General features: G+C 69.7%; 15 protein-coding genes. 9 read left to right on the top strand and 6 right to left on the bottom strand.

What is annotated here, in order from left to right:
* Positions 1-51: 51 nt before the first annotated feature.
* The 4 genes from ACZ6NZ_RS18235 to ACZ6NZ_RS18220 are packed head-to-tail and all read right to left on the bottom strand — an operon-like array spanning position 52 to position 1654.
* Complete coding sequence (locus ACZ6NZ_RS18235; RefSeq protein WP_465859133.1) at positions 52-477, bottom strand: hypothetical protein; 426 nt, start codon at positions 475-477, stop codon at positions 52-54.
* Complete coding sequence (locus tag ACZ6NZ_RS18230) at positions 464-1117, bottom strand: hypothetical protein (RefSeq protein ID WP_465859131.1); 654 nt, start codon at positions 1115-1117, stop codon at positions 464-466. The genes ACZ6NZ_RS18235 and ACZ6NZ_RS18230 overlap by 14 nt, the downstream gene beginning before the upstream one ends.
* Positions 1114-1374 carry a hypothetical protein gene (locus tag ACZ6NZ_RS18225; protein WP_465859129.1) on the bottom strand — a complete coding sequence of 87 codons (261 nt, stop codon included), beginning with the start codon at positions 1372-1374 and terminating at the stop codon, positions 1114-1116. The genes ACZ6NZ_RS18230 and ACZ6NZ_RS18225 overlap by 4 nt, the downstream gene beginning before the upstream one ends.
* Before the next feature lie 16 nt (positions 1375-1390).
* Positions 1391-1654, bottom strand: a complete 264-nt coding sequence (locus ACZ6NZ_RS18220; protein ID WP_465859127.1) for a hypothetical protein — start codon at positions 1652-1654, stop codon at positions 1391-1393.
* Positions 1655-1818: 164 nt separating this feature from the next.
* Here ACZ6NZ_RS18220 and ACZ6NZ_RS18215 point away from each other — a divergent pair, with 164 nt between their 5' ends.
* Positions 1819-2391 (top strand): NUDIX hydrolase, encoded by a 573-nt coding sequence (locus ACZ6NZ_RS18215; RefSeq protein WP_465859125.1) that lies wholly within the window; start codon positions 1819-1821, stop codon positions 2389-2391.
* On the opposite strand, the gene ACZ6NZ_RS18210 is transcribed toward ACZ6NZ_RS18215, so the two are convergent.
* Positions 2354-3412 carry an XRE family transcriptional regulator gene (locus ACZ6NZ_RS18210; protein ID WP_465859124.1) on the bottom strand — a complete coding sequence of 353 codons (1059 nt, stop codon included), beginning with the start codon at positions 3410-3412 and terminating at the stop codon, positions 2354-2356. The genes ACZ6NZ_RS18215 and ACZ6NZ_RS18210 overlap by 38 nt on opposite strands.
* Before the next feature lie 343 nt (positions 3413-3755).
* Here ACZ6NZ_RS18210 and ACZ6NZ_RS18205 point away from each other — a divergent pair, with 343 nt between their 5' ends.
* The 5 genes from ACZ6NZ_RS18205 (at position 3756) to ACZ6NZ_RS18185 (ending at position 8080) form a co-directional block, all read left to right on the top strand.
* Entirely contained in the window at positions 3756-4049 is a 294-nt protein-coding gene (locus tag ACZ6NZ_RS18205; protein WP_465859123.1) for a DivIVA domain-containing protein, read from the top strand.
* Positions 4046-4297, top strand: a complete 252-nt coding sequence (locus ACZ6NZ_RS18200; RefSeq protein WP_465859121.1) for a hypothetical protein — start codon at positions 4046-4048, stop codon at positions 4295-4297. The genes ACZ6NZ_RS18205 and ACZ6NZ_RS18200 overlap by 4 nt, the downstream gene beginning before the upstream one ends.
* Entirely contained in the window at positions 4294-6315 is a 2022-nt protein-coding gene (locus ACZ6NZ_RS18195; protein WP_465859120.1) for a hypothetical protein, read from the top strand. Before ACZ6NZ_RS18200 ends, ACZ6NZ_RS18195 begins: the two co-directional genes overlap by 4 nt.
* Before the next feature lie 117 nt (positions 6316-6432).
* Positions 6433-7347, top strand: a complete 915-nt coding sequence (locus ACZ6NZ_RS18190) for a DNA-processing protein DprA (RefSeq protein ID WP_357203114.1) — start codon at positions 6433-6435, stop codon at positions 7345-7347.
* A 223-nt stretch (positions 7348-7570) separates the two neighbouring features.
* Complete coding sequence (locus ACZ6NZ_RS18185; protein ID WP_465859118.1) at positions 7571-8080, top strand: phosphoribosyltransferase; 510 nt, start codon at positions 7571-7573, stop codon at positions 8078-8080.
* Between the two features lie 69 nt (positions 8081-8149).
* Here ACZ6NZ_RS18185 and ilvD read toward each other — a convergent pair whose 3' ends face one another.
* On the bottom strand, positions 8150-9997 hold the full coding sequence (ilvD, locus tag ACZ6NZ_RS18180; RefSeq protein WP_366608185.1) for a dihydroxy-acid dehydratase: 1848 nt from the start codon (positions 9995-9997) through the stop codon (positions 8150-8152).
* Between the two features lie 129 nt (positions 9998-10126).
* Between ilvD and ACZ6NZ_RS18175 the strand changes: the two genes are divergently transcribed.
* The 3 genes from ACZ6NZ_RS18175 (at position 10127) to ilvN (ending at position 15147) form a co-directional block, all read left to right on the top strand.
* A complete protein-coding gene (locus ACZ6NZ_RS18175; protein WP_465859487.1) occupies positions 10127-12481 on the top strand; it encodes a putative bifunctional diguanylate cyclase/phosphodiesterase in 2355 nt (784 codons plus the stop codon).
* A 188-nt stretch (positions 12482-12669) separates the two neighbouring features.
* A complete protein-coding gene (locus ACZ6NZ_RS18170; RefSeq protein WP_465859116.1) occupies positions 12670-14550 on the top strand; it encodes an acetolactate synthase large subunit in 1881 nt (626 codons plus the stop codon).
* 81 nt (positions 14551-14631) lie between these two features.
* Positions 14632-15147, top strand: coding sequence for an acetolactate synthase small subunit (ilvN, locus tag ACZ6NZ_RS18165; RefSeq protein ID WP_088991111.1), 516 nt, complete (start codon positions 14632-14634; stop codon positions 15145-15147).
* The last annotated feature ends 40 nt before the right edge of the window (positions 15148-15187 follow it).

The following is a 15187-nucleotide window of genomic DNA, read 5'->3' as shown; positions in this document are numbered from 1 at the left end:
CCACAGGTGCCGTTGACCTGGTGATCGGCCACGTCGTAGCCGAGCCCACGTCTATACGCGGCGGGCGAGTGCTGCCGACTCGGCAAGCAGCGCGTTCAGTTCGTCGTCATCAACAGCGCCACGGCCCAGGACTCTCAAGATCACAAGACCCTGAATTCGTCCGGCCATCTGCGGATCGATGGCCGTATCAACAGCGGGATCCACGGCGGCTCGGATCAGCGACTCGGCTGCGTGGACGTCGATTTCTGGGGTGCCGACTGGACTGCTTGCCCGCATCTCGGCAACGAATCGCATGATCTCACCTTGAGTCGTCGCCTCGTTGAAGTGCCGGTTGACCGCGAAGTAGAAGACTGCGCCGAGCAGGGTAGGGAAGCCATCCCAGCCGAGTTCGTCGAGGCGGGCTTCGATCCGATCGTTGGAATCGTGATCGCCTTTTACCATCGTGCGGATGTAATCGACCATCTCAGGGCTGATCATCAGATCGCTTCCTCTCGCGGCGTTTCTTGATCATGTTCCACACACCTCGAAGTCCTACTACGACGGCACCAGCGGCCATGATGACCGATGTGGCCGGGTGCTCCAACTGGGGACGGTCAACCGGCGTGCCGGGGTTCGTCGAGGTAGACGTTGTGCTGCCACTCGACCCGCCGCCCTTGAGGCTCTTTTGTAGTTCGCGAAGGCCTGTGGTGACAGCCTGTTCGGTCTGCTTGAGGGTGTCCTCGGAGTCGTCTGCCTTCCTGACATGCCGGCGGAGAAAGGCTTCGGCCTTGCGGCTACGTCCCTCTGCTTCTTCGACGAGGCGTTCCCCGGAGGGCAATGCCGCATCTCCTGCTAGAGAAGACGCGGCACCGGGGGCGATTGTGTTGACGTATGCGGTGATGTGCCGGGCGGCCACGGCCAGGAGGCGGGCGTAGCGGCCGGCCTTGTCGCGGGCCACCTCTGCGTCCGCGGCGGCGGCACGCAACAGCCTGTCGTCACTGCCTCTCCGCACCGCGGTCAGATGTGTCAGTGCCTGCTCCGCGTCCGTCTGGGCGCGCAACGCGGTGACGGCTGCGGCATCAAGCTTTCCGCGTACGGCGAGAAGTTGCCCGACCAGTTCGCCGATGCTGCCGCTCATCCGAGTTGCTTGAGGTAGCGGGCAGTGTGCTTGGCAGTATTGACGAACCGGCGGCGGGTCGGCTCGACCTCTGCGCCGGCAGCGATGAGTGCCTGGTGGGCGGCTGACACGTCCTCGTCTCGGCTGTCGCTGAGGATGGCGTCTGCCGCTGCGGTCGCTGCTCGTGCTTCGCCACAGGCCCGATCGAAGACTTCCTCTCCCCGTTGGGCCGCTTCGATGGCGGCGCGGAGAGCCACCTTGACCTCGCCGATGCTCATCGTGAAGGTCGGCCGTTCAGCCGAGGACGCTCATGTAGCGGCGTGCCGCCTCCGAGCTGCCCTGCACGAGGGTCATGGCTTCGGCCAGGCGCTGCTTGCTCTGCTCGCCCCGGGCGATGGCTTCGGCGATCGTCGGGTGGCCGGTGCCGGCGGCGATGGCGCGCAGCCGGCTCAGCATCTGCTCGGTGTTTTCGGCGGCGGCACGGATCTGGGTGATCGTCGCGTTGCCCTGCTCGGCAGCCTGCATCAGCGCCGCCTTGACTTCCTCGATGCTGGCCATGCCGCCCTCCGTCTGACGATCGCGCAACGAGTTCACGTCTGCGTGGTCGGACGGACACTATCCGACAGGAATGCCGCGCGCAGCCCCTGAATCTCCGCATCAAGGTCAGGTACTGCCGCCTCGGATGGAAGGTCTGGTGCAGCGGGCGACGGTAGCTTCACGGGGTGCACGAGAACACGACGGGCGAGCCGGGGCCATGGCGGATTCTGGGTGAGCGGACGGTGTATGAGGACCGCTGGCTGCGACTTGATCTGGTCGACGTGGAGCCGCCAGGACTCGATCCCTTCGCTCACCATGTCGTTCGGCTGGATCGCGTTGCCGTCATCGCCGTGCTCGACGAGCATGATCGAGTGCTGATGTTACGGCGCTACCGATTCATCCCGGGTGAAACAAGCTGGGAACTGCCCGGCGGCATCGTCGAACCGGGCGAGGAGGCGGTAGCGGCGGCAAGCCGGGAAGTGGAGGAGGAGACCGGATGGCGGCCCTCGTCCCTCACTCGTGTGGTCACCTACCAGCCGATGATCGGGATGGTCGACTCGCCACACGAGATCTTCGTCGGGCGTGGTGCCACGTATGTCGGCCCGCCAACGGACGCGGAGGAAGCCGGTCGCGTCGAGTGGGTGCCGCTGAGCGACATGCCGCATCTGTTGGCGCGCGGGGAGTTGGCGGGGTCGGGAACCTTGGTCGCGGTCCTGCACCTCATTGCTGGCCTGACACCAGATCCGTCAAGGTCTTGATTCGATCTATCCGGCGTCGGTATCGCACAGATCCGGTGAGGTTCACCAGTGAGCCTGCTTCCCTCAGATGAGAACGCGCCTCCTCGCTATCCCCCCGAACCAGATGCGCCTGCGCGAGACCGCAGCGCATCCCGGCTGCGGCTCGTACGAAGGTGTCGTCCATCGCGACCAACGCCGCCGACAGTTCGTCGATAGACCGATGATCGCCGAGCAGCGCCAGAGAATGTCCCCGCCATCGGCGGAGGTGAGTTTCATCGAGGAAGATTCCTGGAAGGTCGGGGTCGCGAACTCCTGTGACGCCAGAGAGGTGCCCGCTGGCCCGATCGAGCGAGCGGCGGCAATCGTCAGGGCGTCGGCTGAGGGCCCACAGCTCTGCCTCGGCGGCGGCCAACCAGGACGACAGCCGAGGTGACAACCGGCTTCCTCCGCACACTCGTGCTTCCTGCACAAGCTGCGCCCCCATTTCAGGCCGGCCTCCATCGGCCAGGACGTATGCCTGCTCGCCCATGGCATGGGCGAGGTGGAGCCGGTCGTCAGCCTCTCGCGCGGCGCTTTTTGCAAGTTCGTAGTGGCGCCAGGCGCGGTCGGCCGCTCCGACATCGAGAGCCTGCCACGCAGCGAGCGAAGCGGCTTCGGCCAGAGCGCGGGCGAGCGGTTGCCTCGCAGATGGCAGCACGGTAAATGACAGGCTCTCCTGGAGACGGGACAGATGGCTCTGCATCTGGTCGACAAACTGCGCAGCCCCGAGTTGACGGTCCATGGTGCGAAGGAGTTCCGTTTGCTGTCGGAGGATGTGCACAGTTGATTGACCGACCGCGTGCGAGGCGTCGAGTTGGTCGACCAGGCGCGCGTAACCGTCCTTGCCGTCGTCAACGCGCGCACCATCCGAAAAGAGTTCATCGTCGGTGGTGCCGAGGAGACTCCGCAGGATGGCCGCGTAACTGTTGGAGATCTTCCGCCGGCCGTTCTCCCATTCGGAGACGTAGACCCTAAGGCTGCTGGTGGAAGCGATCACAACCATGCGCCGACGACTGTACTGCTCGATCTCATGGACCAGTCTTGCCTGGGACCAACCCCTGGTGAGGCGAGCGCGACGCAGGTAATTCTCCATAGTTTCCTGCCGATCGGTGATAGCGGCTTCAGCTTGCCGTAATCGTGTCCCTTAGTCCAAGTGGCAGGGGTTAACAGCAGCGGGTTAACCCCTGTTGTCTATCGCAGGCATATGACACCCGGTCTGCTTTGGACAGCACTCCGTTGCTGTACCGCTGTAGAAGCTGCGGCGACGGGGTGGGCGACGCCGCCTGAGCCATGGTGCTCGGGTGACGTCGCCTCCAGGGTCGTCACCTGCCGAGGAGGGCACTGTCGTGCGCGCGTTTCTCCGTCATCTCCGGGCCGAGCCACCCCGGCCGGTGCCCTACCGGGCGGCCAACTACGTACCCCTGAAGCCCTGGCAGGTCCGCGGGCGCACCTTCACCCGGCGCGGCCGGCGGGGCGTGGACGCCGTGGAGGTGGCCGAGTTCCTCGACCGCGTCGCCGACGACCTGGCCGAGGTGTACGCGGCGTTGGGCAGCAGCCGGCGGGAGACCGAGCGGATCAAGGATGCGCTGAGGTGCTGGCAGTCCCGGCGGGCCCGCGAGGACCTGGTGGCCCGCCGATGAGCGCCCGCTGGGTGGCTCACCTGCCGTTCACCGCCGCCGACCTGCCGGCCGCCCAGCACTTCGCCGGCACCCTGGCCCGCTCCCTGAGCTTTCTGTCCGAGGTGGACGCGGGTGAGACCACCGTGTCCGCCGAGGACGCGCAGGGCGTACGCCATCGGGTGTTCTGCGACCTGCCACTCGACGGTGGCCGGCGGTGCGTGCGGCGGGTGGAACACGACGGTGACTGCACGGCCCGGTGGTGTCGGTGACCGCCGTGCCCGTCGTCGTCTGCCCCGACTGCCACGGGGCGACCTTCAGGCTGGAACCGTGCCGGTGCACCACGTACGGCGACCGGTTCCTCGCCGACGCCGACGTGCTCGGGCCGCGCCGGGAGGCGTACCGGAGCTGCGAGCAGTGTCGCGGCGCGGGCACCGTCGCGTACCCCTGTTATCGCTGCGGCCGGCGTGGCCGGCGGCGGGCGCAGCTCGTGGTCACCGTCGCCAACCTGGACACCGGCGCGGTCGCGTCCCACCAGGTCGTGCCCGGTGGCCTCGACCCCCACCCCGACCCGGCGGGCCACTGGGTGGTCGACCTCTCTTCCCGGGTACGCGAACTCGCCGCCACCGTCGGCGCGGTCTTGGACGAGACCGACGTGCCTTCGCTGTGGTTGGACCGGCAGTGGCGACCCGACCTGCCCGCAGCGCTTCGACACGAGCTGGAGGCTCATGCCATCCTGCGGGCCGATCACGCCCCCTGGCGGCTGGTGCTGGGCCGAGCCACCGCCTCGCCGACCGTTGACCCGGCCGCACGACTGGCCCGGCTGTGCGCGCTGGCCGACCTGCTGCTGCTCGACCTGGTCGTCGAGGCCCGTCGGCAGGATGCGGGGTTCTGCTGGGCCATTCGGTACGAGGTGCCCGGCTCCCCGGTGCCGCTCGGGTCGCCCGGCTGGTGCCGGGACCTGCCGGGGGTGTTGGCCTGCACCGACGTGGCCAAGGCGCTCAGCGGCCTCGCCGAGCGCGGCCTGGTCGCTCCTGCCCGGCTGCTGCGCCCCGACTCGCCGCGCTCGCCCGCCGCCCCGGCCGTGGACGTCGACCAACTCGAACGGCGCGTCCTCGCTGACTGCGTCGACCTGGCCGGCGGCGAGTTGCCCGGCGCGCAGGCCCTGTGGCGCGACGGCCGCTGGTGGCACACGACACTGCGCGCTGGCGAGCCGGTGGAGACCTTCGCGGAGCAGCCCACCGGCCAGGTCGTCCGCCGGGTGCGGGTGCCGGTGAGCCGCGGCTACGAACCGCCCGACCCGCCCTGGCTGGGTGAACCCGTCGGTTGGCGCCCCTGCCCGGACTGCCGACCACACAGCCGGCTGCGGGCCTGCGACTGCCGGCTCGGCGGTCGCCCGGCCGACCCCGACTGCCCGCACTGCTGCGGCGCCGGCCTGCGCCCGTCCGCGCTGCACTGCTTCACCTGCGGGGGCACCCAGCGCCTGCATCAGACGGTGTCGGTCACCGTCACCGACCTGCGGCACCGGGTGGTGCACCTGGCCTGGCAGGCCGGCACGCCCGAAGTGGCTCCGCTGGTCGCCACCCAACCGGGCGGCAGGCCCGTCGTCCAGCTTCCCGACCGCTACCGGCTCGGCTCCTGGGCGGCCGTGCTCGGCGCGCGGCCCGACGACCTGGCCGACGCCGACGGCGGGCAGCAGATCGGCAAAGACCTCCGCGACGGTTACGTAACCCTGCCCTGGGCCGGGGCCGACCCGGTCGGGGAGCACGTCCGCAGCGCAGGCCGGGGCACGGCGGCCGGCCGTCTGATCGTGGTGGCGACGCCTCCCGACGCGCCACCGCTGGCCGAGTTGCTGCGGCTCGCCCTCGGCCTTGACCTGGCCCTCGTAGTGGCCCTGTGCGACCTGCGGCACAACGCCGCAGACCCACTGCTGGCCGACGGGTTGCGCTGGTCGGTCGAGGTGAAGCCGATCGATGCACCTGTCCGTCCCGACGACTTCCCCTACCGGCCGAGTCTTGCCGCCGCGCTCTCCTGGTGCGTCGAGTGCCTGACCGACGCCGTCGCCGGGGCCGCCCCAACCGACCCGAGGGCACCCATCCCGGTGCCCTGTTTGGGGGCGCGTGACGTCGTCGACCCCGAGCAGGACCTGGTGCGCCTGGCGGCCCGGCACGCCGGGCAGGTGATCACCGTGCGCTTCACCCGCGCCGGCTGCACGGTGCACCGGCACGACGACGACGGAGTACGGCTCCTCGCCGCTGCCCCCGACCTGCGCGACCTTCGGTTGACCTGAGGGCTGAGGGAACATATGTTCGATCACGTGGGGCGATCTAAGGTGCGCCAGGCTTCTCTGCCGGCTCCGCGTGGCCGATGGGCCAGGCGGCCGGGAGTTGCCTCTACGATCAGGGGCATGGACCGGGTGACGGTGGAGCGGGCTGCGCTGATCGCGCTGCTGCGGCAGCCAGACCTCGGCTGGTCTGATGTCGTGCACGACATTCAAGAGGTCGGCACCGCGCTGGCAGTCCTGCGCCGGGTCGTCGGGCAGACCGACACGCTCTTTCCCGACACCCGCTCCGTCGACTCGCTGATCGAGGCCGCAGCCGGCGACCTAGCGGGCTGGCGCGCCGAGGGCATCACAGTGCGGGCCTTCTTCGACGACGACTACCCCTCCCAGCTGCGTGACATCCGCGAAATGCCGCCGGTGCTCTTCGCCCGTGGCGAGTCGCGCCCCGACGCTCGGGCCATCGCGGTGGTCGGCAGCCGTGAAGCGAGCGATCGAGGAGTCGAGATCGCCAGCTCGGTATCAGAATCGCTGGCCCGCCGTGGCGTGACGGTGGTCAGCGGACTGGCGAAGGGGATCGACACCGCGGCCCACCAGGCGGCACTCGCGGCGGGGGGCCGAACCGTCGCGGTCATCGGCACCGGAATTCGTCACCACTACCCCACGGCCAACCGCGCGCTTCAAGAGCACATCGCAGAGGTCGGACTGGTGCTGAGCCAGTTCTGGCCCGATGCCGCCCCGACAAAGCAGAGTTTCCCGATGCGAAACGCGGTGATGAGCGGCTACGCCGCTGCCACCGTGGTCATCGAAGCCGGTGAACGCAGTGGAGCCCGGATCCAGGCGCGGCTCGCTCTTCAGCACGGTCGGCCCGTGGTACTCACCAGTCAGGTGATGCGACACGATTGGGCACGCGCCTTCGCCGCCCGACCCGGCGTCCACGTCGCGCACGGGACAATGGACCTGGTAGACGCGGTCGATGCCATTCTCGACCGCTCACCGGCCGCGGCCGAGTTGGAGGGTTTTCCTGACTTCGCCAGCCTCTGACCCGTGGGCCAGGGTCCGGGCATACGTCGAGACGCAGCGGAACTTCCTTCGAAATCCCCTGCCCACCCTTCCGTGGATCTGCCCGACGTGTCGCGGTGTCCGCACTCCCGGGTTCGACTACTGCTATCCCTGTCAGGAACACCAGACGGCGTCTGGTGGCCTGCTCGCCGACGTGGTTGCTCCAATCGCTTACTCGCCGCGTACCGGTCAGCACCACCACCACTTGCGCTTGTACAAGTCCACGCCGGGGTCGGCCCAGGCTAGGTGGAATCTGCTGGCACTGCTGCTGCTGTTCCTGCAGCGGCACCTCCACTGCGTCGCGGACCGGATGGGCGGTGCGCCGACCCACGTGGTGATCGTGCCGAGCACCAAGGGCCGGGCTCATCCGCACCCCCTGCAGGATCTGATCGGCGATCGTCTCGGACTACCGTGGCTCGCGGCGCTGTCCAATCCCCGCCACGGATCTGAAACGCGGACGTTCCAGCGCGACTGGTTCACCGTCCAGCTTCCGGTCGAGAGCGGCAGCGTTCGGCCGCTGGTCCTGGACGACACCTGGACGACCGGTTCCCGGGCACAGTCGCTGGCGTACGCGTTAAAGAGCGCTGGCGCGTCGTCGGTGGCGGTCGTGGTGCTCGGGCGGCACATCAGGCCGGAGCATGTGGCATCCCGACCGCTGCTGAAGGCGATCGAGGATCCGATGTTCGACCCGGCTAGGTGCGCGGTAGAACGTTGATGTCGGGGTGTCCCGTCCGACGGGACACCCCGACATCACGGATGTCGCCGTACCGGTGGGAACGGGTGGTTACTCCGGGACGCGACGGTAGGCGCCGTCGCTGGCCGAGGTGGCCATCGAGGCGTACGCGCGAAGCGCCGCCGACACCGGCCGCTGCCGATCGGTCGGCGTGTACGGCTTGTCGCGCTTCTCCTCGGCCACCCGGCGAGCCTCCAGCTCCTCGGCGGGCACGTTCAGCTCGATCGAGCGGGCCGGGATGTCGATGACGACCTCGTCGCCGTCGCGGACCAGGGCGATCAGCCCGCCGGAGGCCGCCTCGGGTGAGACGTGCCCGATGGAGAGCCCCGAGGTGCCACCGGAGAAACGGCCGTCGGTGAGCAGCGCACAGGAGCGGCCGAGGCCGCGGCCCTTGAGGAACGAGGTGGGGTAGAGCATCTCCTGCATGCCGGGGCCGCCCTTGGGCCCCTCGTACCGGATCACCACGACGTCCCCGGCGACCACCTGCTTGGCGAGGATCGCGGTCACCGCGTCGTCCTGCGACTCGTAGACCTTCGCCGGGCCGCGGAAGGTCAGGCAGTCGTCGGGCACGCCGGCGGTCTTCACCACGCTGCCCTCGGGTGCCAGGTTGCCGTGCAGGATGGCCAGCCCGCCGTCGGCGGAGTAGGCGTGCTCGCGGTCCCGGATGCAGCCGCCAGCCGCGTCGGTGTCCAGCGACGACCACCGGTTGGTGGTGGAGAACGGTTCGACGGTACGCACCCCGCCCGGCGCGGCGTGGAACAGCTCGACAGCCGTCGGGGTGGGGGAGCCGCCGCGCACGTCCCAGTCGGTCAACCATTGCGCCAGCGAGGGGGAGTGCACGGCGTGCACGTTCCGGTTGAGCTGCCCGGCCCGGTCCAGTTCGCCGAGGATCGCCGGGATGCCACCGGCCCGGTGCACGTCCTCCATGTGGTAGTTCGGCGAGTTCGGTGCGACCTTGGCCAGGCACGGCACCCGCCGGGAGATCGCGTCGATGTCGGTCACGCCGAAGTCCATCTCCGCCTCGCGGGCGGCAGCCAGCAGGTGCAGCACCGTGTTGGTGGAACCGCCCATCGCCACATCCAGGGCGACGGCGTTCTCGAAGGCGGCCTTGGACGCGACGGTACGCGGCAGCACCGAGTCGTCGTCGCTCTCGTACCACCGCTTGGAGATCTCCACGACGGTCCGGCCGGCCTCGACGAACAGTGACCGGCGGGCGGCGTGGGTGGCAAGCGTCGAACCGTTGCCGGGCAGCGCCAAGCCGATCGCCTCGGTGAGGCAGTTCATCGAGTTGGCGGTGAACATGCCGGAGCAGGAACCGCAGGTCGGGCAGGCGGAGCGTTCGATCTCACCGAGCTGCTCGTCGGTGACCGCCTCGTTGGAGGAGGCGATCATCGCGTCGATCAGGTCGATCTTGCTGTGCACGACGCCCTCGATCGCCATCGTCTTGCCGGCCTCCATCGGGCCGCCGGAGACGAAGACGGTCGGGATGTTGAGCCGCAACGCGGCCAGCAGCATCCCGGGAGTGATCTTGTCGCAGTTGGAGATGCAGACCAGGGCGTCCGCGCAGTGCGCGTTGACCATGTATTCGACCGCGTCGGCGATCAGCTCACGGCTGGGCAGCGAGTAGAGCATGCCGCCGTGGCCCATGGCGATGCCGTCGTCGACGGCGATGGTGTTGAACTCCCGGCCCACCCCACCGGCCTCGGCGACCGCGTCGGCGACCAGGCCACCCATGTCCTTGAGGTGTACGTGACCAGGCACGAACTGGGTGAAACTGTTGGCGATGGCGACGATCGGCTTGCCGAAATCGTCGTCGGTCATCCCGGTGGCCCGCCAGAGGGCCCGGGCGCCGGCCATCGTCCGACCGTGTGTGGAAGTCCTCGACCGCAGCTCAGGCATGCATACCAGCATGACACCGTCGACGCGCCGGCCCACCCCCGTGTCTGCCGTGTCCCAACAGATGCACACTCAGCCCCCCATGACGTGCGCCCATCCGGCACTCTTGGAGGCGTGCATTTTCCACCGGGCATGGTCGCTGTCGCGGCGCTCAGCGGGCTCGTCGCCACGGTGGCCGTCGTGCTGCTGACCGTCGTCGCCCGGCGGCGGGCGGTGCCGCGTCGACCGGCACACGTGCTGCTCGCGGCGGCCGCCGGAGTTGCCCTGCTCAGCCTCCTGGCCGGGACGGCCGCCGCGCTCAGCGCTAACGACCACTGGGCCCACGAGCAGGGGCAGCGCACCGGTTGGGCGACGATGGTGGCGATCGGCACGGCGGTGAGCGGGCTGGCCTTCGCTGCTGGTCTGCTCCGGTTGCCCGGGGTGGCCGCCACCGCGGCCGGAACGACCCGGCTCGCCCTGGACGGTCTGGTCATGGCGGCGGCGCTGTGGTTCGTCGGTTGGGTGCTCTTCTCCGAGCCCACCCGGTTGCTCGGTGCCGCCACCCCGATGGCCTGCCCGGCGATCCTGGTGGCCACCGTGAGCGCCGCGCTCAGCGCCGGGCTCGTCGTGATCGTCGTTTTCCGGGCCGCCACCCCACGTCGACGGCTCGCCGCGCTGGGCGTCGGCATCAGCGCGGTGACCTGCGGCGGGTTGGGTCTGAGCGCCGGGCTCTGCCAGGCCGGGCCGACAATGGCGCTGACCGGTGCGGTGGTGCTCGCCGCCGGCCTGCTGACCGTGGCGCTCACCGTCTACCGGGCCGACCGGCCGGGGCAGGTCGATCTGGACCTGGTCGGTAGCGACGGCGAGTACGCGATCGCCCCGATGCTGGCGATGGCCGCCTCGGCCATGTACCACCTCGCCCAGGACGGCCGGTTCACCGCGGCGGGCATCGTGGCCGGCAGCGTGGAGGGCTTCGCCCTGGTGGCACGGCAGTACCTCACCCTTCGCGACGTCCGGGGGTACGCGAGCCGCCTGGCCGAGCGGGAGGCGCACTTCCGTGAGCTGGCGCACACCGATCCGCTGACGTCGTTGGCCAACCGGCGCGGGCTGCTCCGGGCGCTGCACCGCAACGCCGCCGACCACAACCCGTGTGTGCTGCTCGGCCTGGACCTGGACGGCTTCAAGAACGTCAACGACATGCGAGGCCACGACGTGGGCGACGCCGTGCTGGCCGAGGTGGGCCGGCGGCTGCGCGGCAACCTTCGCCCCGGCGACGTGGCCGCCCGGCTGGGTGGCGACGAGTTCGCCGTCCTCATGCAGGGCCGGCCGGTCGAGGCGGACCGGGTCGCCGAACGGCTGCTCGGGGTGATCAACCGCCCCTACGACCAGCCGGAGGGGCCGGTCTTCCTGTCGGTGAGCATCGGGGTGGCCGACTGGGCCGACGAGCCGGACGTGGAGCTGCTGCTGCGCCACGCCGACCTGGCGTTGCGCTACGCCAAGCAGCGTGGCAAGAACCGGATCGAGCGGTACGACGCCGCGTACGACCAACTGCTGCGCCGGCGTACGACGGTGGAGCACGAGCTGCGCGGCGCGATCGACCGCGACGAGCTGCGGTTGGCGTTCCAGCCGGTGGCGTCCCTGCCGTCGGTGCGGCCGGTCGGCGCCGAGGCGCTGCTCCGCTGGCACCATCCCGAGCTGGGCAACGTGCGTCCGGACGAGTTCATCCCGCTGGCCGAGGAGTGCGGCATGATCGCCCCTCTCGGTGCCTGGGTGCTGCATCAGGCCTGCTACCAGCTCTCCCGGTGGCTGGCGGACGGGCACGACGTCTGGGTGTCGGTCAACGTCTCTCCGCGCGAGTTGCACGCCCCGGAGTACGTGGTCCAGGTCGCCGAGGCGCTGCGCGCCCACCACGTGCCGCCGCAGCGGCTGGTGCTGGAGGTCACCGAGCACGCGGTCGCCACCGACCTGGACGAGCTGATCCGGCGGCTGACCGCGCTGCGGTTGACCGGTGTCCGGATCGCGCTCGACGACTTCGGGGCCGGCTACTCGTCGCTGGGGCAGCTGCGCCGGTTGCCGATCGACATCCTCAAGATCGACCACAGCCTGGTCGCCGAGCACGAGCCGGTCCGCCCGGTCGGTCAGGACGGCCCGGCGTTCGCCCCGATGGTCGACATCGTGATGCGCCTGGGTCACCAGTTGGGGCTGGAGGTGATCGCCGAGGGGGTGACCACCCCGACCGAGTTGGCCGCGGTGGTGGCCGCCGGTTGCCGCTTCGGCCAGGGCGCGCTCTTCGGCTGGGGGGTCCCGGCCGAGCATCTGGAGGCGATGCTGGAGGCGGCCACGTCACCGGGTGCGCGTCCCGCTCCGGTGCCCGCGCAACGCCGTCCTCCGGGCATGTCCGGGCAGCTCACCCCGCCCGCCGATGGCGCGTCGCCGGCCGACGCGCCGACCTCCGTTAACCAACATGTGGGATCAGTTGACTCATCGCGTGAGATGCGTCAGGCTTAGCCGCATGTCGTCGTACCGGTCGCTGCGAGTACTTACCTGAGCGCACTCTCCCTCACCGAGAGTGCGCTGGCCCCGTGCATCTGCACGAGGGCCGTTTTTATTGCCATCGGAACCTGGCGAGGCGGGCCCCGCCCGCGTCGCATCGCTTGACTAGCCACCAGCCACTCCAGCCGAAGGCCAGAACCGCCATGACGAGACCCACGCCCGAGACCCTCGCCCACACCGCCCGCCGAGCCCGCGCGGCCGCCGACCCGACCGTCGACGTCGACCAGGCCGCCACGCGTACGGCCACCCCGGCCGCCCCGGCGGTACGGCCCGCCGCCGCGACCCCGATCTCCGGGGCCGGCTCGCTCGTGCGGTCCCTCGAGGCGCTTGAGGTCGACGTCGTCTTCGGCATTCCGGGCGGCGCGATCCTGCCGGCGTACGACCCGCTCTACGACTCGACGGTCCGGCACATCCTGGTGCGGCACGAGCAGGGCGCGGGGCACGCGGCGACCGGCTACGCGCAGGCCACCGGCAAGGTCGGGGTCTGCATCGCCACCTCCGGCCCGGGCGCGACGAACCTGGTCACCCCGATCGCGGACGCGTACATGGACTCGGTGGCCATGGTGGCCATCACCGGGCAGGTGGCCAGCCCGCTGATCGGCACCGACGGCTTCCAGGAAGCGGACATCCAGGGCATCACCCTGCCGATCACCAAGCACAACTTCCTCGTGCAGAACGCCGAGGAGATCCCCCGGGTGCTGGCCGAGGCGTTCCACCTGGCCAGCAGCGGTCGACCCGGCCCGGTGCTGGTCGACATTCCCAAGGACGTGCTCCAGGCGCCGACCACCTTCTCCTGGCCGCCCACCCTGGACCTGCCCGGCTACCGGCCGACCCTGCACCCGCACGGCAAGCAGATCCGGGAGGCGGCGCGGCTGATGGCCGCAGCCCGACGGCCGGTGCTCTACGTCGGCGGTGGGGTCCTCAAGGCCGGAGCCACCGACGGGCTGCGCCGGCTGGCCGAGCTGACCGGCATTCCGGTCGTCACCACGCTGATGGCGCTCGGCGCGTTCCCCGACTCGCATCAGCAGCACCTGGGGATGCCCGGCATGCACGGCACCGTCGCGGCGGTCTACGGCCTGCAGAAGGCGGATCTGATCGTCGCGCTCGGCGCACGCTTCGACGACCGGGTCACCGGAAAACTGGACTCGTTCGCCCCGGACGCGGCGGTGGTGCACGCGGACATCGACCCGGCGGAGATCGGCAAGAACCGGCACGTGGACGTCCCGATCGTCGGCGACGCCAAGCACGTCATCGACGAGTTGATCGCCGCGGTCACCGCCGAGCGGTCGGCGGGGCGCGCCGCTGACCTCGGTGACTGGTGGACGCAGCTGAACGACCTGCGTGACCGTTACCCGCTGGGCTACGACGAGCCGGTCGACGGAACCCTGTCCCCGCAGTACGTGATCAAGCGGCTGGGCGAGATCGTCGGCCCGGACGCGATCTTCGTGGCCGGGGTGGGCCAGCACCAGATGTGGGCGTCGCAGTTCATCTCCTACGAGAAGCCGTACACCTGGTTGAATTCCGGCGGCCTCGGCACGATGGGTTACGCGGTGCCGGCGGCGATGGGCGCCAAGGTCGGCAAGCCGGACACTGTGGTCTGGGCGGTGGACGGGGACGGCTGCTTCCAGATGACCAACCAGGAGTTGGCCACCTGCGCGTTGGAGGGCATCCCGGTCAAGATCGCCGTCATCAACAACGGCAATCTCGGCATGGTCCGGCAGTGGCAGACGCTCTTCTACAACGAGCGTTACTCCAACACCGAACTCGGCACCCACAAGCACCGCATCCCGGACTTCGTCAAGCTCGCCGAGGCCCTGGGCTGCGTCGGGCTGCGGTGCGAGAGCGCGGATGACGTGGACAAGACGATCGCCGCCGCCATGGAGATCAACGACGCCCCCGTGGTGATCGACTTCGTGGTGGGCAAGGACGCGATGGTCTGGCCGATGGTCGCCGCCGGCACCAGCAACGACGAGATCATGTTCGCCCGTGGCGTCCGCCCGGTCTTCGACGAGGATGACATCTGACATGAGTGAGCGCAGCGAAGGAATCAGCAAGCTCAGCCTTACCGATGGTCGTGACGCGACCGAGCGAAGCGAGGCCGTGGCATGACCATGCACACCCTGTCCGTGCTGGTGGAGAACAAGCCGGGCGTGCTCGCCCGGGTCTCCGGCCTGTTCTCCCGGCGCGGGTTCAACATCGACAGCCTCGCGGTCGGCGAGACCGAGAACCCGGACGTCTCCCGGATCACCATCGTGGTCAACGCGGAGTCGTCCCCGCTGGAGCAGGTCACCAAGCAGCTGAACAAGCTCGTCAACGTCCTCAAGATCGTTGAGCTGGATCCCCAGGTCTCGGTCGCCCGGGAGTTGCTGCTGGTGAAGGTGCGCGCCGACCGGGCCGCGCGGTCGCAGGTGCTGGAGACCGTCAACCTCTTCCGCGCCCGCGTGGTCGACGTCGCGCCGGACACACTGACCATCGAGGCCACCGGCACCCCGGACAAGCTCGACGCGCTCCTGCGCGACCTCGAAGCCTTCGGCATCAAGGAGATGGTCCAGTCCGGGCTGGTGGCCATCGGGCGCGGCTCGCGTTCGATCACCGCCGGTCCCGCGCTGCGGGCCGCCTGACCCGCCACCGATCGGCCCTCGGCCGACCGTACGGCGAATT

The organism is Micromonospora sp. NPDC047756, assembly GCF_055587245.1.
Note: the sequence above shows the minus strand (reverse complement) of the source record. Positions and strands in the feature narration are given on the sequence as shown.